Source organism: Streptomyces sp. NPDC012637 (assembly GCF_042954805.1).
Classification (GTDB): domain Bacteria; phylum Actinomycetota; class Actinomycetes; order Streptomycetales; family Streptomycetaceae; genus Streptomyces.
This window is the reverse complement of record NZ_JBIBDS010000002.1, coordinates 206,195-221,775: the sequence shown is the minus strand read 5'-3', so window position 1 is coordinate 221,775 and position 15,581 is coordinate 206,195. Positions and strand designations below refer to the sequence as shown.

General features: G+C 74.5%; 12 protein-coding genes. 4 read left to right on the top strand and 8 right to left on the bottom strand.

Annotated features, from left to right (window positions below; genetic code table 11):
* Nucleotides 1–146: 146 nt before the first annotated feature.
* From ACFY8W_RS09075 to ACFY8W_RS09065, 3 genes are all read right to left on the bottom strand, one after another.
* A complete protein-coding gene (locus tag ACFY8W_RS09075) occupies nt 147–1,238 on the bottom strand; it encodes a hypothetical protein (protein ID WP_391102261.1) in 1,092 nt (363 codons plus the stop codon).
* 37 nt (nt 1,239–1,275) lie between these two features.
* A complete protein-coding gene (locus tag ACFY8W_RS09070) occupies nt 1,276–2,877 on the bottom strand; it encodes a M48 family metalloprotease (RefSeq protein WP_391102259.1) in 1,602 nt (533 codons plus the stop codon).
* Between the two features lie 393 nt (nt 2,878–3,270).
* Nucleotides 3,271–4,377, bottom strand: a complete 1,107-nt coding sequence (locus ACFY8W_RS09065; RefSeq protein ID WP_391102257.1) for a hypothetical protein — start codon at nt 4,375–4,377, stop codon at nt 3,271–3,273.
* An 80-nt stretch (nt 4,378–4,457) separates the two neighbouring features.
* Here ACFY8W_RS09065 and ACFY8W_RS09060 point away from each other — a divergent pair, with 80 nt between their 5' ends.
* Entirely contained in the window at nt 4,458–5,612 is a 1,155-nt protein-coding gene (locus ACFY8W_RS09060) for a cystathionine gamma-synthase (RefSeq protein WP_391102254.1), read from the top strand.
* Nucleotides 5,613–5,729: 117 nt separating this feature from the next.
* On the opposite strand, the gene ACFY8W_RS09055 is transcribed toward ACFY8W_RS09060, so the two are convergent.
* From ACFY8W_RS09055 to ACFY8W_RS09045, 3 genes are read right to left on the bottom strand one after another with little or no spacing between them, the layout of a single operon-like run.
* A complete protein-coding gene (locus tag ACFY8W_RS09055) occupies nt 5,730–5,981 on the bottom strand; it encodes a hypothetical protein (RefSeq protein WP_391102251.1) in 252 nt (83 codons plus the stop codon).
* Complete coding sequence (locus tag ACFY8W_RS09050) at nt 5,978–6,427, bottom strand: sigma factor-like helix-turn-helix DNA-binding protein (protein ID WP_391102248.1); 450 nt, start codon at nt 6,425–6,427, stop codon at nt 5,978–5,980. Before ACFY8W_RS09050 ends, ACFY8W_RS09055 begins: the two co-directional genes overlap by 4 nt.
* A 57-nt stretch (nt 6,428–6,484) precedes the next feature.
* Nucleotides 6,485–6,997: a MarR family transcriptional regulator gene (locus tag ACFY8W_RS09045; protein WP_391102246.1), complete on the bottom strand. Its 513-nt coding sequence runs from the start codon at nt 6,995–6,997 to the stop codon at nt 6,485–6,487.
* A gap of 112 nt (nt 6,998–7,109) precedes the next feature.
* Between ACFY8W_RS09045 and ilvA the strand changes: the two genes are divergently transcribed.
* The 3 genes from ilvA (at nt 7,110) to ACFY8W_RS09030 (ending at nt 10,591) form a co-directional block, all read left to right on the top strand.
* Nucleotides 7,110–8,345, top strand: coding sequence for a threonine ammonia-lyase (gene ilvA / locus ACFY8W_RS09040; RefSeq protein ID WP_391102244.1), 1,236 nt, complete (start codon nt 7,110–7,112; stop codon nt 8,343–8,345).
* Between the two features lie 294 nt (nt 8,346–8,639).
* Entirely contained in the window at nt 8,640–9,737 is a 1,098-nt protein-coding gene (locus ACFY8W_RS09035) for an ATP-binding cassette domain-containing protein (RefSeq protein WP_391102241.1), read from the top strand.
* Nucleotides 9,734–10,591, top strand: coding sequence for an ABC transporter permease (locus tag ACFY8W_RS09030; protein ID WP_391102239.1), 858 nt, complete (start codon nt 9,734–9,736; stop codon nt 10,589–10,591). The genes ACFY8W_RS09035 and ACFY8W_RS09030 overlap by 4 nt, the downstream gene beginning before the upstream one ends.
* Before the next feature lie 14 nt (nt 10,592–10,605).
* Here ACFY8W_RS09030 and ACFY8W_RS09025 read toward each other — a convergent pair whose 3' ends face one another.
* Complete coding sequence (locus ACFY8W_RS09025; protein WP_391102237.1) at nt 10,606–13,044, bottom strand: protein kinase; 2,439 nt, start codon at nt 13,042–13,044, stop codon at nt 10,606–10,608.
* A gap of 37 nt (nt 13,045–13,081) precedes the next feature.
* Nucleotides 13,082–15,562, bottom strand: a complete 2,481-nt coding sequence (locus ACFY8W_RS09020) for a protein kinase (protein WP_391102234.1) — start codon at nt 15,560–15,562, stop codon at nt 13,082–13,084.
* Nucleotides 15,563–15,581: the final 19 nt, after the last annotated feature.

The window sequence follows — 15,581 nt, the reverse complement described above, 5'->3', positions numbered from 1 at the left end:
CCCTCGCAGCCCCGCCGCGCCCGCCTTCGCAGCCCCGCCGCGCCCCTCCCGCGGCCCGAGCCCGCGCCCGGTCCGTGGCCCGGGCACGCGCCCCTCCCGTGGCCCGGGCACGCGCCCGGTCCGGGCAGGGGCCGCAGGCCCGTGTCTCAGCCCGCCTTGCGGACGGTCAGTTCGCGTGCCTTCACGTACGCCTTCGCCGGGTCCCCGTAGTAGTTCCACGGGAACGCCCCGATGTGGCCGTCCACCAGCCGGAACTGCTCCAGGGCCTCCGGGTAGCGGCGCAGCTCCACCAGGTACCAGGCGAGCAGCAGCCGGACCTCGTTCAGCCGCAGGTGATCGGCGGGCGCCGCGGCCACGTCCGCGGCCAGGGCGTCGACCATGGCCGACACCTCGGGCGTGCGGTAGCCCCGGTCGGTGTGGCCGAAGGACTCGTGCTCGTACCAGCTGATCAGCGGGAACGCCGTCAGCAGGCTGCCTCGGGGCGCGGTGGCGACCACGCCGTCGGTGAACTCGCGCGCCAGTTCCACCGAGCCGCGCCACTTCTGGCACCAGTACTGCGTCGCCGCGTAGTGCGCCGAGTAGTGGTGCGGGGTGCGGGCCGTGATGCGCTCCCAGAGGGCGCGCATGTCGTCGTGCGAGTAGCGCAGCGCGAGCGCGACCCAGATCTCGTCGATGAACGGCGTGGGGTCGGCGGGGTTGAGTTCGGCGGCCCGGGCGATCTCGTCCCGGGCCCGGCTCATCATGCGGTGGAAGCCGTCGAACTGCTCCCGCGTGGTGTTCCTGGCCGTCGCGCTGCCGCGCAGCTTCCCGGCCAGGCTGACGGAGCTGCCGGCCCGTACGACGGCGGCGTCCGGGCTTTCGGGCTCCGCGGCCTCCCACGCCGCCAGCCACTCGTCGTCGTCGGCGGCCAGCGAGCCGAGCCGGGCGACCTGGAACGTCCGCGTCTCCCAGTCGGGACCGGCGGTGGTGGCCGACAGCAGCGCCGCGGCGGGCTTCCAGTCACCCGTACGCGCGGCGTCGAGCGCCGCGGCGAGGTCCGGGTCGAGGGGCCGGCTCCGCTCGGTGTCCAGGCGGTCGGCCGGCAGGAAGCCGAGCGCGGCCGAGCGGGCCGGCACCTGCGGTGCGGTGGCCGCCCGACCGGTGGCCACCTGCTCCGGGGCCGCCTTCCGGTCCTTGCGGGACTTGAGCCAGAAGTAGATCGCCACCGCGATCACGATCATCGGTATGAGACGAGGCATCAGTGGGTGTTCCTCAGGAGAAGGGGTACGGGGACGATCAGCGGGCGGCGGCGGGGGAGGCCGGCGTCAGCAGCGCGCGCAGCGGCCCGGTGTCCGGACGGTCGGCCGTGGCCGCGTCCAGGGCCTCGGGGAGCCGGTCCGCCGTGTCGTCGGGCAGGGTCAGGGTCGCGGGGCCGCTCCAGGAGAGCTCCCAGCGGGCGCGGCCGGAGCGCAGCAGTTCGTCGGTCACCATCGCGGACAGGCCGCGGCGCACCGCGGGGCGGGCGAACTCGCGGGCCACGCGGCCGCTTGCCGCCGCGGCCTCCTCGGACTTCGGCAGACGGCCGGCGATCTCCCACAGCGAGCCCGCGTCGATCGCGTCGAGCAGCCGGGGGAGCGTGACCGCCGCCCCGCCGGCAGCAGCGCGCAGCTCCTCCGTGCCCTGGGCGACCCGGGCGCTCATGGACTCGTGGACCAGCTCGGCCCACTCCAGGCGCCGCATCCGCCGCGCCTCGGGCGTCAGGGACACGTCCTCGACCGCCACCAGCGCGCGCTCCGGATCGGCCAGCAGTCCGAGCGCGGGCCCGGCGCCCTCGGCGGACCGGCCGTCGTCCGGCAGCGCCTCGATCCGGGCGACCCGTTCGGCCATCGGCGGGTGCGAGTCGTACGGCGAGGCGGGCTCCTGCGGCAGGTCCTCGCGCAGCCCGGCCAGTTCGTCGGCGCGGGCGGCGAGCAGGTGCCGTACGCCGCCGAACACCTCACCACGGGCGGGCAGCAGCCCGAACTCGGTGCCGAGGGTCGCGTACGAGGAGAGGTAGAAGTCGTGTGCCGTGTGGATCGCGTGGGTCTCGCGCAGCGCCCGCGCCGTGGCGTCGCGGCCCGCGATGCGGACGGCGGCCAGGTCGGCGGCGAGTTCCTGGCGGCGTGCGCCGGACCGGGTGGCCCGCATGTAGAGCCGCCCGTACGCCGAGTAGATCTTCGCCATCGTGCGGTAGGTGACACCGGTGCCGGTGGTGTCGATCCGCTTGGCCGACCGGCCCTTGGCGACCCGCTTCTCGGACTTCCTCTCCTGACGCGCCCGCTCCTGCGCGACCTTGGCGTCGGCCTTGGCGTGGAACGTCGCGATCATGCGGCCGACCTGCGCGCGCCCGCGCACGGTGAGCGCGGCGAGACGGGTGTCCGAGTTGCCGTAGTGGCCCAGCTCGTGGGCGAGGACCGCGCGGAGCCCGGCCTCGTCGAGGCCGGCCATCAGCGGCAGTCCCAGGAACAGCCGGCGGCGGCCGCCCACCAGACCGAGGAGGCGGGCGTCCTCGCTGACGGCGGCGTTCACGTCGGGGGTCAGCCGGATCTCGTCCGGGGCCCGGGTGCCGACCCGTGCGGCCAGCCCGCGCACGGTCGCCCACAGCCGGGGCTCGTCCGCCTCGCCGACGAGGACCCCGCCGGGCTCGTCGTCACGCGGGGTCCGCAGCATGAACATGCCCCGGACGACGGGGATCGCCAGGACCACGGTGACCACGAAGACCTTGAACCGGACCGCCGCGGGCGCCCACAGCCACGAGGCCCAGTCCACGGCGCCGAGCAGCGCGAGCAGCCCGAGGCCGAGCAGATGGAAACCGGAAAGCAGTACGAACGCGCGCACGGCACGCAGAGTCGCGCCCATCGGGCAGAGTCCCCCCACGGGAAAAGCGGAAACGACGAGCATGTGGGGGGAGAGCGGAGTATCGCCTACCCGCGGGTAGGACGTCCAGCCGATTCCTCCCGCCCCGGGGGAGCCCGACCCACGGGCCGCCACAGGGGCCGTCATCCGTCGGCCGCGCACGCCAGGACCCACCCCCGCCCGGACGGGCGCGAGCCCGCCCCCGCCCGGCCGCGCACGCCAGGACCCACCCCCGCCCGGACGGGCGCGAGCCCGCCCCCGCCCGGCCGCGCACGCCAGGACCCACCCCGGCCCGGACGGGCGCGAGCCCGCCCCCGCCCGGCCCTCACCGGACCGGCCCGCGCGGCCCTCGTCGTACCGCGCCCCGCAGCAGCCCGCGTACCGCCCCCGTACCGCTTACCGCGGCAGCGTCGCCGGGCTACCGCCGTTCGCCTCGTACGCCGCCACCACCAGGTTCCGCCGCAGCGTGTACGCCGCCGCCGGGTCCGCGTCCAGCGTCCAGGGCAGCGCGCCCACGAAACCGTCCACCTTCACCAGGAGCTGCATGGCCTCGCTCCAACGCTCCGCGCCCAGCAGGAACTCCACGAGCAGGTGCCGTACGTGCGCCAGCATCGGGTCGTCGGCCCGGGCCGAGTGCACCGCGTACATGGCGCCTTCCACGGCCTTCGTCACCACCGCCGTGCGGTGGAAGTCCACACCGACGACGAACTCGGGCCGGTTCTCGAAGACCGCGAACAGCGGCAGTGCCGCGAGCAGCGAACCGCGCGGCGCGCGCGCCGCGGCCGTCGTCGCGAAGTGGTCCGCCTCCTCGCGCGAGCCGTGCCACTTCTCGCACCAGTAGTGCAGCGCCGCCAGATGCGCGCCCATGTGCTCCGGCGCCCGGTCGATGACCTTCGCCCAGACCAGGTCGAACTCCTCGTGGGCGTAACCCAGTCCACGGGCCACGGCCAGCTGCGAGATGTACGGGACGGGGTCGCCCGGCGCGAGCAGCGCGGCCTGCTCGCAGGCCGCCCTCGCCTCCTCCAGGATGACCCGGAAGTCCTGCGTCCCCGCCGTCGAGGTGCGCCACGCCTGCTGCACCAGGAACTCCGCGTACACCTGCGCGCCGCCCGGGTCCTTGGGCGCCTCGGCCCGCCAGGAGCGCAGCCACGCGCCGCCGACGCCGGGCCGCTCGGCCAGTTCGAGGGAGGCCGCGCCCGCGAAGGCCTGGACGCGCTGCCAGCGGGTCTCGCCCTCCTTCTCGGTGCCCTTCAACAGCTGCGACGCGGCCCGCCAGTCCTGCGTCGCCTGCACCACGTCGAGCACGTCGAGGAGATCGCGGTCCGGCCCCGGCAGCCGCACGTCCTGCTCCTCCTGGCGCAGGAACCCGTACGCCTCGGGGTCCGCCGCGTCGGGCGAGCCGGGCGTCACGGTGCGGATGGCACCACGCCTGCCGCGCCACACGAAGGGAGCCAGGACGCCGAAGAGCATGCCCAGCGCGATCAGGAACCACAGAATCTCCATGCGTCCATTGTCCAGGACGCTCCGGCACACCTGCTGAGACACCGGGCGGCGGCGCGGGCGCGGGACTACGCTCCTGCCTCATGAGCGACCAGCACTCCCACCAGAGCTTCGAGACCCGCGCCATCCACGCGGGCAACACCGCCGACCCGCTGACCGGCGCGGTCGTCCCGCCCATCTACCAGGTGTCCACCTACAAGCAGGACGGTGTGGGCGGGCTGCGCGGCGGCTACGAGTACAGCCGCAGCGCCAACCCGACCCGGACCGCGCTGGAGGAGAACCTCGCGGCCCTGGAAGGCGGCCGCCGCGGCCTCGCCTTCGCCTCCGGCCTCGCCGCCGAGGACTGCCTTCTGCGCACCCTGCTCGTCCCCGGCGACCACGTCGTCATCCCCAACGACGCCTACGGCGGCACCTTCCGCCTCTTCGCGAAGGTCGTCCAGCGCTGGGGCGTCGACTTCTCCGTGGCGAACACCTCCGACGTCGAGTCGGTGCGCGGCGCGATCAACGACCGTACGAAGCTGATCTGGGTCGAGACGCCCTCGAACCCGCTGCTCGGCATCACCGACATCGAGGCCGTCGCGGGCGTCGCCCGGCAGGCCGGTGTGAAGCTGGTCGTCGACAACACCTTCGCCTCCCCGTACCTCCAGCAGCCGCTGTCGCTGGGCGCGGACGTCGTCGTGCACTCGCTCACCAAGTACATGGGCGGCCACTCCGACGTCGTCGGCGGCGCCCTGGTGGCGGCCGACGCGGAGCTCGGCGAGGAACTGGCCTACCACCAGAACGCGATGGGCGCGGTCGCCGGTCCGTTCGACTCGTGGATCGTGCTGCGCGGCATCAAGACGCTCGCCGTCCGCATGGACCGGCACAGCGAGAACGCCGGCAAGATCGTCGAGATGCTGACCCAGCACCCGAAGGTCACCCAGGTCCTCTACCCGGGCCTGCCGGAGCACCCGGGCCACGAGGTCGCGGCCAAGCAGATGCGCGCCTTCGGCGGCATGATCTCGTTCCGCGTGCAGGGCGGCGAGGAGGCGGCCGTCGAGGTCTGCAACCGCGCCAAGCTGTTCACCCTGGGCGAGTCCCTGGGCGGCGTCGAGTCGCTGATCGAGCACCCGGGCCGGATGACGCACGCGAGCGTCGCGGGCTCGGCCCTGGAGGTCCCGGCGGACCTGGTCCGCCTCTCGGTCGGCATCGAGAACGTCGACGACCTGCTCGCGGACCTGCGCGAGGCGCTCGGCTAGCCGCCGCCCCTCCGTCGTCCGGCACGCGGGCCGGGTCCCTCCACGGGACCCGGCCCGCGCGCGCACGAGCCGCGTCACGTACGAGCCGCGCGCCGGATCCACGGGCCGGGCCCGGTCCTACCAGCCCTCCAGCGGCGGGGTCGTGCCGGCCGGCGGGACCTCCCAGGGGCGGGCCACCGACGCCCAGACCACGAAGGCGACGGCGGTCGCGGCGAGCAGCGTCCACCAGATCCGGCGCAGCGCCCGGTCCCGGCGCCGCAGCCGGGTGCCGCGGGCGACGGCCCGGGCGGTGAGGTCGCCGGGGACGTGCGGGTGGCCGGCCTCCATCATCCGGCGGACCGCGTCCTCCTTGCGTTCGTGGCGGCTCACGAGGCCGCCGCCCGAAGCGCGCTCACGGCCCGGGCGCAGACCGCCCGGATCCGGTCCTCGGGCACCCCGAGCAGCGCGGCGGTCTGCTCCTCGGCGACGTCCTCGTACAGCCGGAGCACGACGACGAGACGTTCCTGCGGAGTGAGGGAGGAGAGCACTCCGCCCCGGCCGCGGTGGTACCGCCAGGCGGTGCGGGCGAAGCGGGCGGCGAGGTCGGAGCGGGTGACCTCGTACGGGTCCTCGCCGCGCAGCCGGTCCCACTGGGCGTAGGTGTGCGCGAGGGAGGCGGTCAGCAGGTCCTGGGCGAGCGGGTTGCGGTGCGCGGGCTCGGTGGTGAGCAGCGTCGCGACGTGCAGCAGCCGGCCCGAGGCCCCCGCCGTGAACGCGGTGAACTCCCGGGTGCGGTGGGCTTCTTCGCCGCTGCGGCCGTTTCCGGTCTCTCGCACGTCCTCAGTTGAGGGCAGCGCGCGGCCGTGGTCAAGCCCCGTGGTCGGGGCGCGAGGTCACGACTTCGGCGCGGTGTCTTCGGGCGTGGCCGGCAGGCCCGACTGGCGTGCCGAGAGGGCGGAGTTGAAGCGGGTGAGGAGCGAGCAGAAGGACTCCCGCTCGGCGGGCGTCCAGCCCTCGGTGACCTCCGCCATCAGCTGCCGCCGCGAGGCCCGGACCTCCTCCAGGCGGGCCTGGCCGCGCGGGGAGAGCTGGAGCACGACGGCCCTGCCGTCCTCGGGGTGCGAGGTGCGCTTGACGAGGCCGGTGTCGACGAGCGGCGCCACCTGGCGGGTGACCGTGGACGAGTCGATGCCCATGCCCGCGGCGAGCGCCTTGACGCCCATCGGGCCTTCCTGGTCGAGCCGGTTGAGCAGCAGGTATGCGGCGCGGTCCATGGAGTTGCGCAGCTGCCCGGTGCCGCCGAGCCGGGTCTGCTCGGCCCGCCGGGCGAAGACGGCCACCTGGTGCTGGAGGGCGTCGAGGAGACCGGGGTCGAGCTCAGTCGTCATGTCCTGAGACGTGGGCATGGCTGTGGTGGCTCTCTCGTGCGGTGGTCGGTTGGTGGGGGACAGAGTACGCGGCGTTTCCGGGGTCCGTACCGGCGCTGCACGATCCGGATATGCTGCGAGACTTGCTGTCATGAGCTTCCGTAGGCCAGACCCCTTGCATCGGCTGATGCTCGACGACGTGCGCGGGGCGCAGAAGATGCTCGCCGGGGTGGCCCGGGCGACCCCGATGGAGGGCAGCCGTCACCTGTCCTCGCTGGTCGGCTCGCCGGTGCACCTCAAGTGCGAGAACCTCCAGCGCACCGGCTCGTTCAAGCTGCGCGGCGCGTACGTGCGGATCGCGGGGCTGCGGCCCGAGCAGCGGGCGGCCGGGGTGGTCGCCGCCTCGGCGGGCAACCACGCGCAGGGCGTGGCGCTGGCCTCGGCGCTGCTCGGCGTGCACGCGACGGTCTTCATGCCGGTGGGAGCCCCGCTGCCGAAGGTGGCGGCGACCCGCGAGTACGGGGCGGAGGTGCGGCTGCACGGTCACGTGGTGGACGAGACGCTGGCGGCGGCGGAGGAGTACGCGCGGGAGACCGGCGCGGTCTTCATCCATCCCTTCGACCACCCGGACATCATCGCGGGGCAGGGCACGGTGGGCCTGGAGATCCTGGAGCAGTGCCCGGAGGTGCGGACGATCGTCGTGGGCGTCGGCGGCGGCGGTCTGGTGGCGGGCATCGGCCTCGCGGTGAAGTCGGTACGGCCCGACGTGCGGATCGTCGGCGTGCAGGCGGAGGGCGCGGCGGCCTATCCGCCCTCGCTCGCGGCGGGCCACCCGGTGGCGGTCGAGTCGCCGGTGACGATGGCCGACGGCATCAAGGTCGGGCGCCCGGGCGACGTGCCGTTCGCCCTGGTCCAGGAGTACGTGGACGAGGTCCGCACCGTCTCGGAGGACGCGCTGTCGTCGGCGCTGCTGCTGTGCCTGGAGCGGGCCAAGCTGGTGGTGGAGCCGGCCGGGGCGAGCCCGGTGGCGGCGCTGCTGGCCGACCCCGGGGCGTTCCGGGGCGGCGGGCCGGTGGTCGCGGTGCTGTCCGGCGGGAACGTCGACCCGCTCCTGATGCAGCGGATCCTGCGGCACGGCATGGCGGCCGGCGGCCGCTATCTGAGCCTGCGCCTGAAGGTGACCGACCGCCCGGGCGCCCTGGCGACGCTGCTCGCCGTGCTGACGGTGGTGGACGCGAACGTCCTGGACGTGAGCCACGTGCGGACCGATCCGCGGCTCGGCCTCACGGAGGCGGAGGTGGAGCTGCACCTGGAGACGAAGGGGCCGGAGCACTGCGAGGAGGTCGCGGCGTCGCTGCGGGAGGCGGGGTACACGATCCTCGGCTGAGCCGGGCCGCCCAGGGTTGAGCCGGGGCGCGCGGGCGACCCGGGCCCGGGTCGGGCCGAGCCGGGCCGCCTTGGGGCCGGCTCGGGCCGGGCCTGGGGCCGAGCCGGGCCCGATGCCGAGCCGGGCCGCGCGGGCGATCCGGTCGGGTGTCGCCTGTCGAAAACCGGTTGTGTGTCGCGATGTATCGCGTTAGCTTGTGGTGTGGGTCACGGGACTGCCGGGCGCTCTCGGTCCGGCATACCTAGACTTGGACAGAATTGCTCAAATCCCGCCGAATCTGCTGGGAGACCCCACATGGCAGGCGCGATCCACGCCGAAGGTCTGGTGAAGACCTTCGGCGACGTACGAGCTCTGGACGGCGTGGACCTCGACGTCCCCGAGGGCACCGTCCTGGGCCTGCTCGGCCCGAACGGCGCGGGCAAGACGACCACCGTGCGCGTCCTCACCACACTCCTGAGACCCGACAGCGGCCGGGCCGTCGTCGCCGGGATAGACGTGCTCAAGCACCCCAACGAGGTGCGGCGCTCCATCGGCCTCTCCGGCCAGTTCGCCGCCGTCGACGAGTACCTGACGGGACGCGAGAACCTCCAGATGGTCGGGCAGCTCTACCACATGAACGCGAGGGCCGCGAAGGCCCGGGCCGACGAGCTCCTGGAGCGGTTCAACCTCGCCGACGCCGCCGACCGGACCGCCAAGACCTACTCCGGCGGCATGCGCCGCCGCCTCGACCTGGCGGCCGCCCTGGTCGTCTCCCCGCCCGTGATGTTCATGGACGAGCCCACCACCGGCCTCGACCCCCGCAACCGCCAGGCCCTGTGGGAGGTCATCCAGGAACTCGTCGCCGGCGGCACCACCCTGCTCCTCACCACGCAGTACCTGGAGGAGGCCGACCACCTGGCCCACGACATCTGTGTCGTCGACCACGGCAAGGTCATCGCGCGCGGCACCTCCGACCAGCTCAAGGCCCAGACCGGCGGCGAGCGCGTCGAGGTCGTCGTCCACGAGCGGGAGATGATCCCGTCCGCCCGCGAGATCCTCGCCCGCTACGGCCTGGCGGGCATCGGTCGCGGCGACATCAGCGTCGAGGACCACACCCGCAAGCTGACCGTCCCGGTCACCGGCGGCGCCAAGATCCTCGCCGAGGTCATCCGCGACCTGGACGCCGTCGGCGTCGAGATCGACGACATCGGCCTGCGCCGCCCCACCCTCGACGACGTCTTCCTCTCGCTCACCGGCCACGTGGCCGAGCAGGCGGAGGAGGAGAGCGGCGGAGGCAAGGCGGGCAGGGCGAAGGACGGGAAGACGCCAGGCGGAAGGACGCCGGGCGGAACGGAACCGGGCGGAACGGAACCGGGCGAGCAGACGGAGAGCAGGAAGGAGGCCGTCAAGTGACCGCGGTGCCCGACACCTTGGCGAAGCCGGCGAGGCGCGGCGCCGTCGCCCAGTCGATCAGCGACTCGCTGGTCGTCACCAAGCGCAATCTGATCCGAATGACCCGCATCCCGGAGATGGTGATCTTCGGCCTCATCCAGCCCGTGATGTTCGTGATCCTCTTCACGTACGTCTTCGGCGGCTCGATGAAGATCGGCGACACCACCGACCCGAACGTCTACAAGAACTTCCTGATGGCCGGCATCTTCGCCCAGACCGTCACCTTCGCCACGGCCGGCGCGGGCGCGGGCATCGCCGACGACATGCACAAGGGCCTCATCGACCGCTTCCGCTCCCTGCCCATGGCCCGCGGCGCGGTCCTCACCGGCCGCACCCTCGCCGACCTCGTGCAGACCGCGCTGACGCTCCTGGTCCTCGCGGTCGTCGCGCTCCTCGTGGGCTGGCGCCCCGGCACGGCCGAACCCACCAACGCCGTCCGGATCCTGGCCGGCTTCGGCCTGCTGCTCCTCCTCGGCTACGCCTTCACCTGGATCGGCGCGCTGATCGGCCTGTCCGTCCGCACCCCGGAGGCGGCCACCTCCGGCGGCCTGATCTGGCTCTTCCCGGTCACGTTCATCTCCAACGCGTTCGTGGACTCCAGCCAGATGACCCCCTGGCTCCAGCACGTCGCCGACTGGAACCCGTTCAGCGCCACGGTCCAGGCCTGTCGCAAGCTGTTCGGCGACCCGGGTCTGTCCCAGTCCGACGCCTGGCCGATGCAGCACCCGGTGTGGGCCTCGCTGATCTACTCGGTGATCATCATCGTGGTGTTCCGGACGCTCTCGGTACGCAAGTACCGGTCGGCGACGGCCTGACCGGCAGCCGCCGGTCAGGGCATGTAGCCGGAGAGGACCAGGCCGTCGAAGGGCAGGAACACCGCCCCTCCGGCGACCAGCCCCTCGCGCGCGGTCAGCGACTTCTCGTCGATGCCGTCCGGGACCACGGCTTCGCGCCGCTTGATGTCGCGGTCGCCCACCGCGCCGGTCGCGGGCAGGGACTGCACGTGGTGCTTGCCCGTGACCAGCACCCGGTCTCCCGCGAAGTAGACCAGGTTCGGATCGCCGTATTCGAAGGACTCCAGGCGGGTGCGGCGCAGCTCGCGCCCGCTGTCCAGGTCGACCGTGACCAACGAGAAGGGCCCTCCGGTCTCCTTGTGGACGACGGCCACCGTTCCGGCCCTGCTCACCGCCGGGGCGGTGACGACCGTCAGGTCCTCGGCGAGCGTGCGCTCCGGCCGCAGTGTCCCGGCGTCGAGCACGGGGATGCCGCCGTCCTGCGAGGTGTGGCAGAGCACGGACTCCCGGTGCACCACCATGGTGGCGCACTGCACTTCGCCGTCGCCCCGGGCCGTCTCCTTGCCGGTCCTCGCGTCGAGCGCCACGGGCACGACCCCGTTCGCCACGAACACCCGGCTCCCCGACGCGACCAGCTGCTCCGGGATGCCGTCGAGGTCGGCTCTCCACAGCTCGCCGCCGCCGCCCTTGCCGTCCAGGCGCACGGCCGTGACGAGGCCGCTGGCCTCGGCGGTCCGGCTGAGGTAGCCGGAGTACAGCACGTCGCCGACCAGGTCGGAGCCCTTCAGCGCCCAGTCCGCACCCGGTCCCGGGACCTTCCCGCGCACCGTGCCGTCCGCGAGCCCGTACGCCGTCAGCCCGTCACGGCCGTGGACGTAGGCGGTGTCGCCGATGACCGCCGGATAGCCGGGCGACGACGCCAGCCCGAAGTCCTCGGGCGATTCCCGCCCGGCAACCGACCACAGCGTCTTGCCGTCGGCGGCGTTCAGTCCCAGCGCCGCGCCCCCGCTCCCGACGCACAGCAGCACCTTCGGTGCCAGGGAGCAGCTGTCGACGTCCCCGTCGAACCGGCTGATCCACGGCGACCAGCCCGCGGGCCTGGACGTGCTGGCCGCACCCGTCTCCCCGAAGTCGCCGGGATGCCCTTCGCCGCCGTACGGCTGGACGACCTGGCTCAGCGTCTTCGCCGCGCCCGGACCGGCCGGAGACCCCGAGGCCGACGCGGAGGGCGACGCCGAACCGGAGGGCCCCCTCGCGTCCGAACCGCCTTGTCCGCCCGCCCGGTCGAGCACCACGACGCCCACCGTCGCCACGACCGCCACTGCGAGCGCCGCGGCGGCGATCCGTGCCCACGGGCGGCGCCGGGGCTCCGACCCGGCCGGCCCGGCCTCAGGCCGAGCGGCCGGCCCGGCCCCCGGCCGCTCGCCCACCGCCGTGGGGGAGTACGGCACCACCGGCGCCAGCGTCGGCAGGTCCGCCACGCCCGCGCCCGACGCCGCGGCCTCACCGGCCTCCCGGGCCGCGTCCCCGTACTCGGCGAGCAGCGACAGCACCCCGCCCGGCCACGGAAAGACCTCGGGCGCGTTCCCGTTCTCCGGCGCCCCGTTTTCCGGCGCGTTCCCGTTCTCCGGCGCCCCGTCCTCCGGCGCGTCCTCGCCCTCCAGCAGCCCCACCAGCTCCGCCGCCGTCGGCCGCTCCGCCGGGTCGAGCCGCAGGCACCGCTCCACGGCCGGACGCAACTCCTCCGGCACACCGGTCAGTTCGGCCTCGGCCCGGCTGATCCGGTAGACGACCGCCGCCATCTCGTCGTCGTGGAACGGCCCCCGGCCGCTCGCCGCGAACGCGAGCACCGCGCCCAGGCAGAACACGTCCGACGCGGGCACGACCGCCCGGCCGCCGGTCAGGTGCTCCGGCGACATGAAACCGGGCGAGCCGACCACCAGACCCGTCGAGGTCAGCGCCGTCGCCTCGAAGGCCTGCGCGATGCCGAAGTCGATCAGCTTCGGCCCGTCCGCGCCGAGCAGCACGTTCGCCGGCTTGAGGTCCCGGTGCAGCACCTTCGCCGCGTGCACCGCCTCCAGCGCCCGGGCCAGCGTGACGCCCAGCTTCCGCACGGCGGCGACCGGCAGTCTCCCGCACCGCACGACCGCCTCCGCGAGCGAGGGCCCCGGCACGTACTCGGTCGCCAGCCACGGCGCCGGCGCGTCGGCGTCCGCGTCCACGAGACGCGCCGCGTACGGGCTGCGCACCGCCCGCGCCGCCGTGATCTCGCGCCGGAACCGGGTCCGGAAGTCCCCGTCGACCTCCAGGTCCTCCCGTACGGTCTTCACGGCGACCATGCGGTGCGGATCGGCCGTCGGCTCGTCCGTCCGGCAGGCCAGGTGGACCTCGCCCATGCCGCCCGCGCCGAGCCGGGCGAGCAGCCGATAGGGGCCGACGAGCCGCGGCGGTCCGGCGGGCAGTGCTTCCAGCACGGGTCACACACCTTTCTGACGGGACGGTCCGGCGGGACTATCCGGGAAGTTCCACGGAGACGACGGTGCCCTTGTCGTACACAAGGAAGGCGATTCCGCCGACCGGCAGGACCTCGGGCTGCCGGATCATCCGCTCGTAGACGATCCCGTAGTTCGGGTCGCGGGTGTCCTCCTCGGCCCGCGGTCCCGGCGCGCCCGGCACCGGCGTGACCTTCAGGCCGCCGGGCCGGCCGTCCGCACCCAGGCGCACGGTGTAGAGCGAGGAGTAGTCGGCGTACACCAGCTGGTCGCCCGCGAGCAGGGCCGTGGACAGGGCCTGGGACAGTCCGGCGGGCGTGCGGTCCTTCCGCGGGTACGAGGCGAGCCGGGTGCCGCTCGCGGGGTCGTACACCTGGAGCCCCTTGTCCTTCTCGAAGCCGACGAACGCCTTGGGGCTGAGGACCTCCGCGCTCAGGTGCCGGACCGGGGCGGGCACCGTGCCCTTCGAGGCGAGGGTGGCCGCGTCCAGCACGTGCAGCTGATCCTGCGCGTCGACGACGTGCGGGGTGCTGACGCAGTACGCCGATCCGCCGAGGACCTTCACCGTCTCGCAGTCGACGGCCTCCCGGGCGACCTGTCCGCGCAGCTCGCCCGTGGCGGCGTCGTAGGCGACGAGCCCGCCGTCGCTGAGGGCGTACACCTGCCCCCTGGCGTACGCGACCGGCTCGAAGCCGCGGCGCTCGGAGTACGCGATCTCGTCGTTGGTGAGCGTCTTCGACCAGAGCCGCCGTCCGTCGGCGAGGGAGAACGCGGTCATGGCGACGGGCTCGTTGACGGAATCCGACGAGGTGTTTCCCGACGTGGCGGCGAAGACCTTGCCGTCGGCGACGATCGGCCGGGTCGGCACGTTCTGGGTGCCCTTGATCGCCGCGGTGCTCTCCCAGCGCACCGCGCCGCTGCGCACGTCGCGGACCTGGAGCTTCCCTTCCCAGGCGAGGACGACGGCCGAGTCGTGGACGGTCGGGCGCGTGGCCTTGCCGGCGATCCACGGAAGGCCGTGGTCGGTCATGTAGCTGCCGCGGCCCTCGGGGTTCCGCGTGGCGCCGTCCTGCCCGCCCGCCTCCCACAGCTTCTTCCCGTTCGCCGGGTCCAGCGCCTCGTACCAGCCGTCCGTCGTCCGGCACACCAGTGCCTTCTCGTTGCCCGAGCAGCCGAAGGCCGGTGCCGACAGCTTCGCCCGCCACGGCTTCCAGCCGGCCGGGCGCTGGGCGGCGTTCTGCGGGACGACCCCGGAGGCGTCGGCCAGACCGCGGTCGTCGACGCCGGGGACGCGCGGGCCGGAGGCGGCGGGCGGCCCGGCCGTGACCGGCTTCTTCGGATCCGGGGCCCGCTCCGGCCACAGCAGGTACGCGCCGCCGCCGCCCAGGACCGCGAGGGCCACCACGCCGGCCACGAGCCCACGGCGGCGCCGCTTCGGAGCCGCGCCGGGACCGCCTGCGGGGCCGGCCCCGGCCCCGGCCGCCTGCGTGGCCGCCGCGTGCAACGGATCCGGGCCCCGAGCCTCCACGGGGGCCGCCGGGACCTCGACGAGCGGGCCGCCCGCCGCGACGAGCCGGGCCAGCTCCCGCCCGTACTCGCCGATGTGCTCCCGTACGGCCTCCGGCCACGCGGGCGCCCGGCCGCCGTCGCCGCCGAGGAGCTCCACCAGCGCCTCGGGCGTGGGCCGGTCCGCCGGGTCGCGGGACAGACAGGCGGCGACCACTCCGCGCAGCTCCTCGGGCACCCGCGCGAGGTCCGCCTCGGCCTGCGAGACGCGGTAGAGGACGGCGGCCACCGGCCCGTCGCCGAACGGGTCCTCGCCGGTCGCCGCGTAGCAGAGCAGCGAGCCGAGGCAGAAGACGTCCGAGGCCCCGGTGACGTGCCGGGCGCCGGCCACGTGCTCGGGCGACATGAAGGAGGGCGTGCCGACCATCAGACCGGTCGCCGTCATGGTCGTGGCGCCGCTCGCCCGTGCGATGCCGAAGTCGATCAGGCGCGGCCCGTCGACGGCGAGCATGACGTTGCCGGGCTTGAGGTCGCGGTGCAGCACTCCGGCCCCGTGCAGATCGGCGAGGGCACGGGCGACCCGCGCGCCGAGGGCACGGACGGTCGCGACGGGCAGCGGGCCGCCGCGCCGCACGGCCTGCGAGAGGCTGGGGCCCGGCACGTAGGCGGTGGCCAGCCAGGGCACCTCGGCGTCGGCGTCGCCCCCGACGGGCGCGGCGGCGTGGGCGCTGCGGACCAGGCCCGCGACCCGGATCTCGCGGCGGAAGCGCTCGCGGAAGGCGGGGTCGCCGGCGACGTCACGCCGTACGGTCTTGACGGCGACGTACTCGCCGGCCCGGGCGCCGGGGCCGTCCGGAGTGCCTGCAGCGTCCGGGGCGCCGGGGCCGTCCAGGCGGGCGAGATAGACCTCGCCCATGCCACCGGCGCCGAGCCGGGCCAGCACCTCGTACGGCCCGATCCGTCGTGGCGCGCCCTCGCGCAGCGGTCCCAGCATCTGCCCCGTCCCCCGTTCA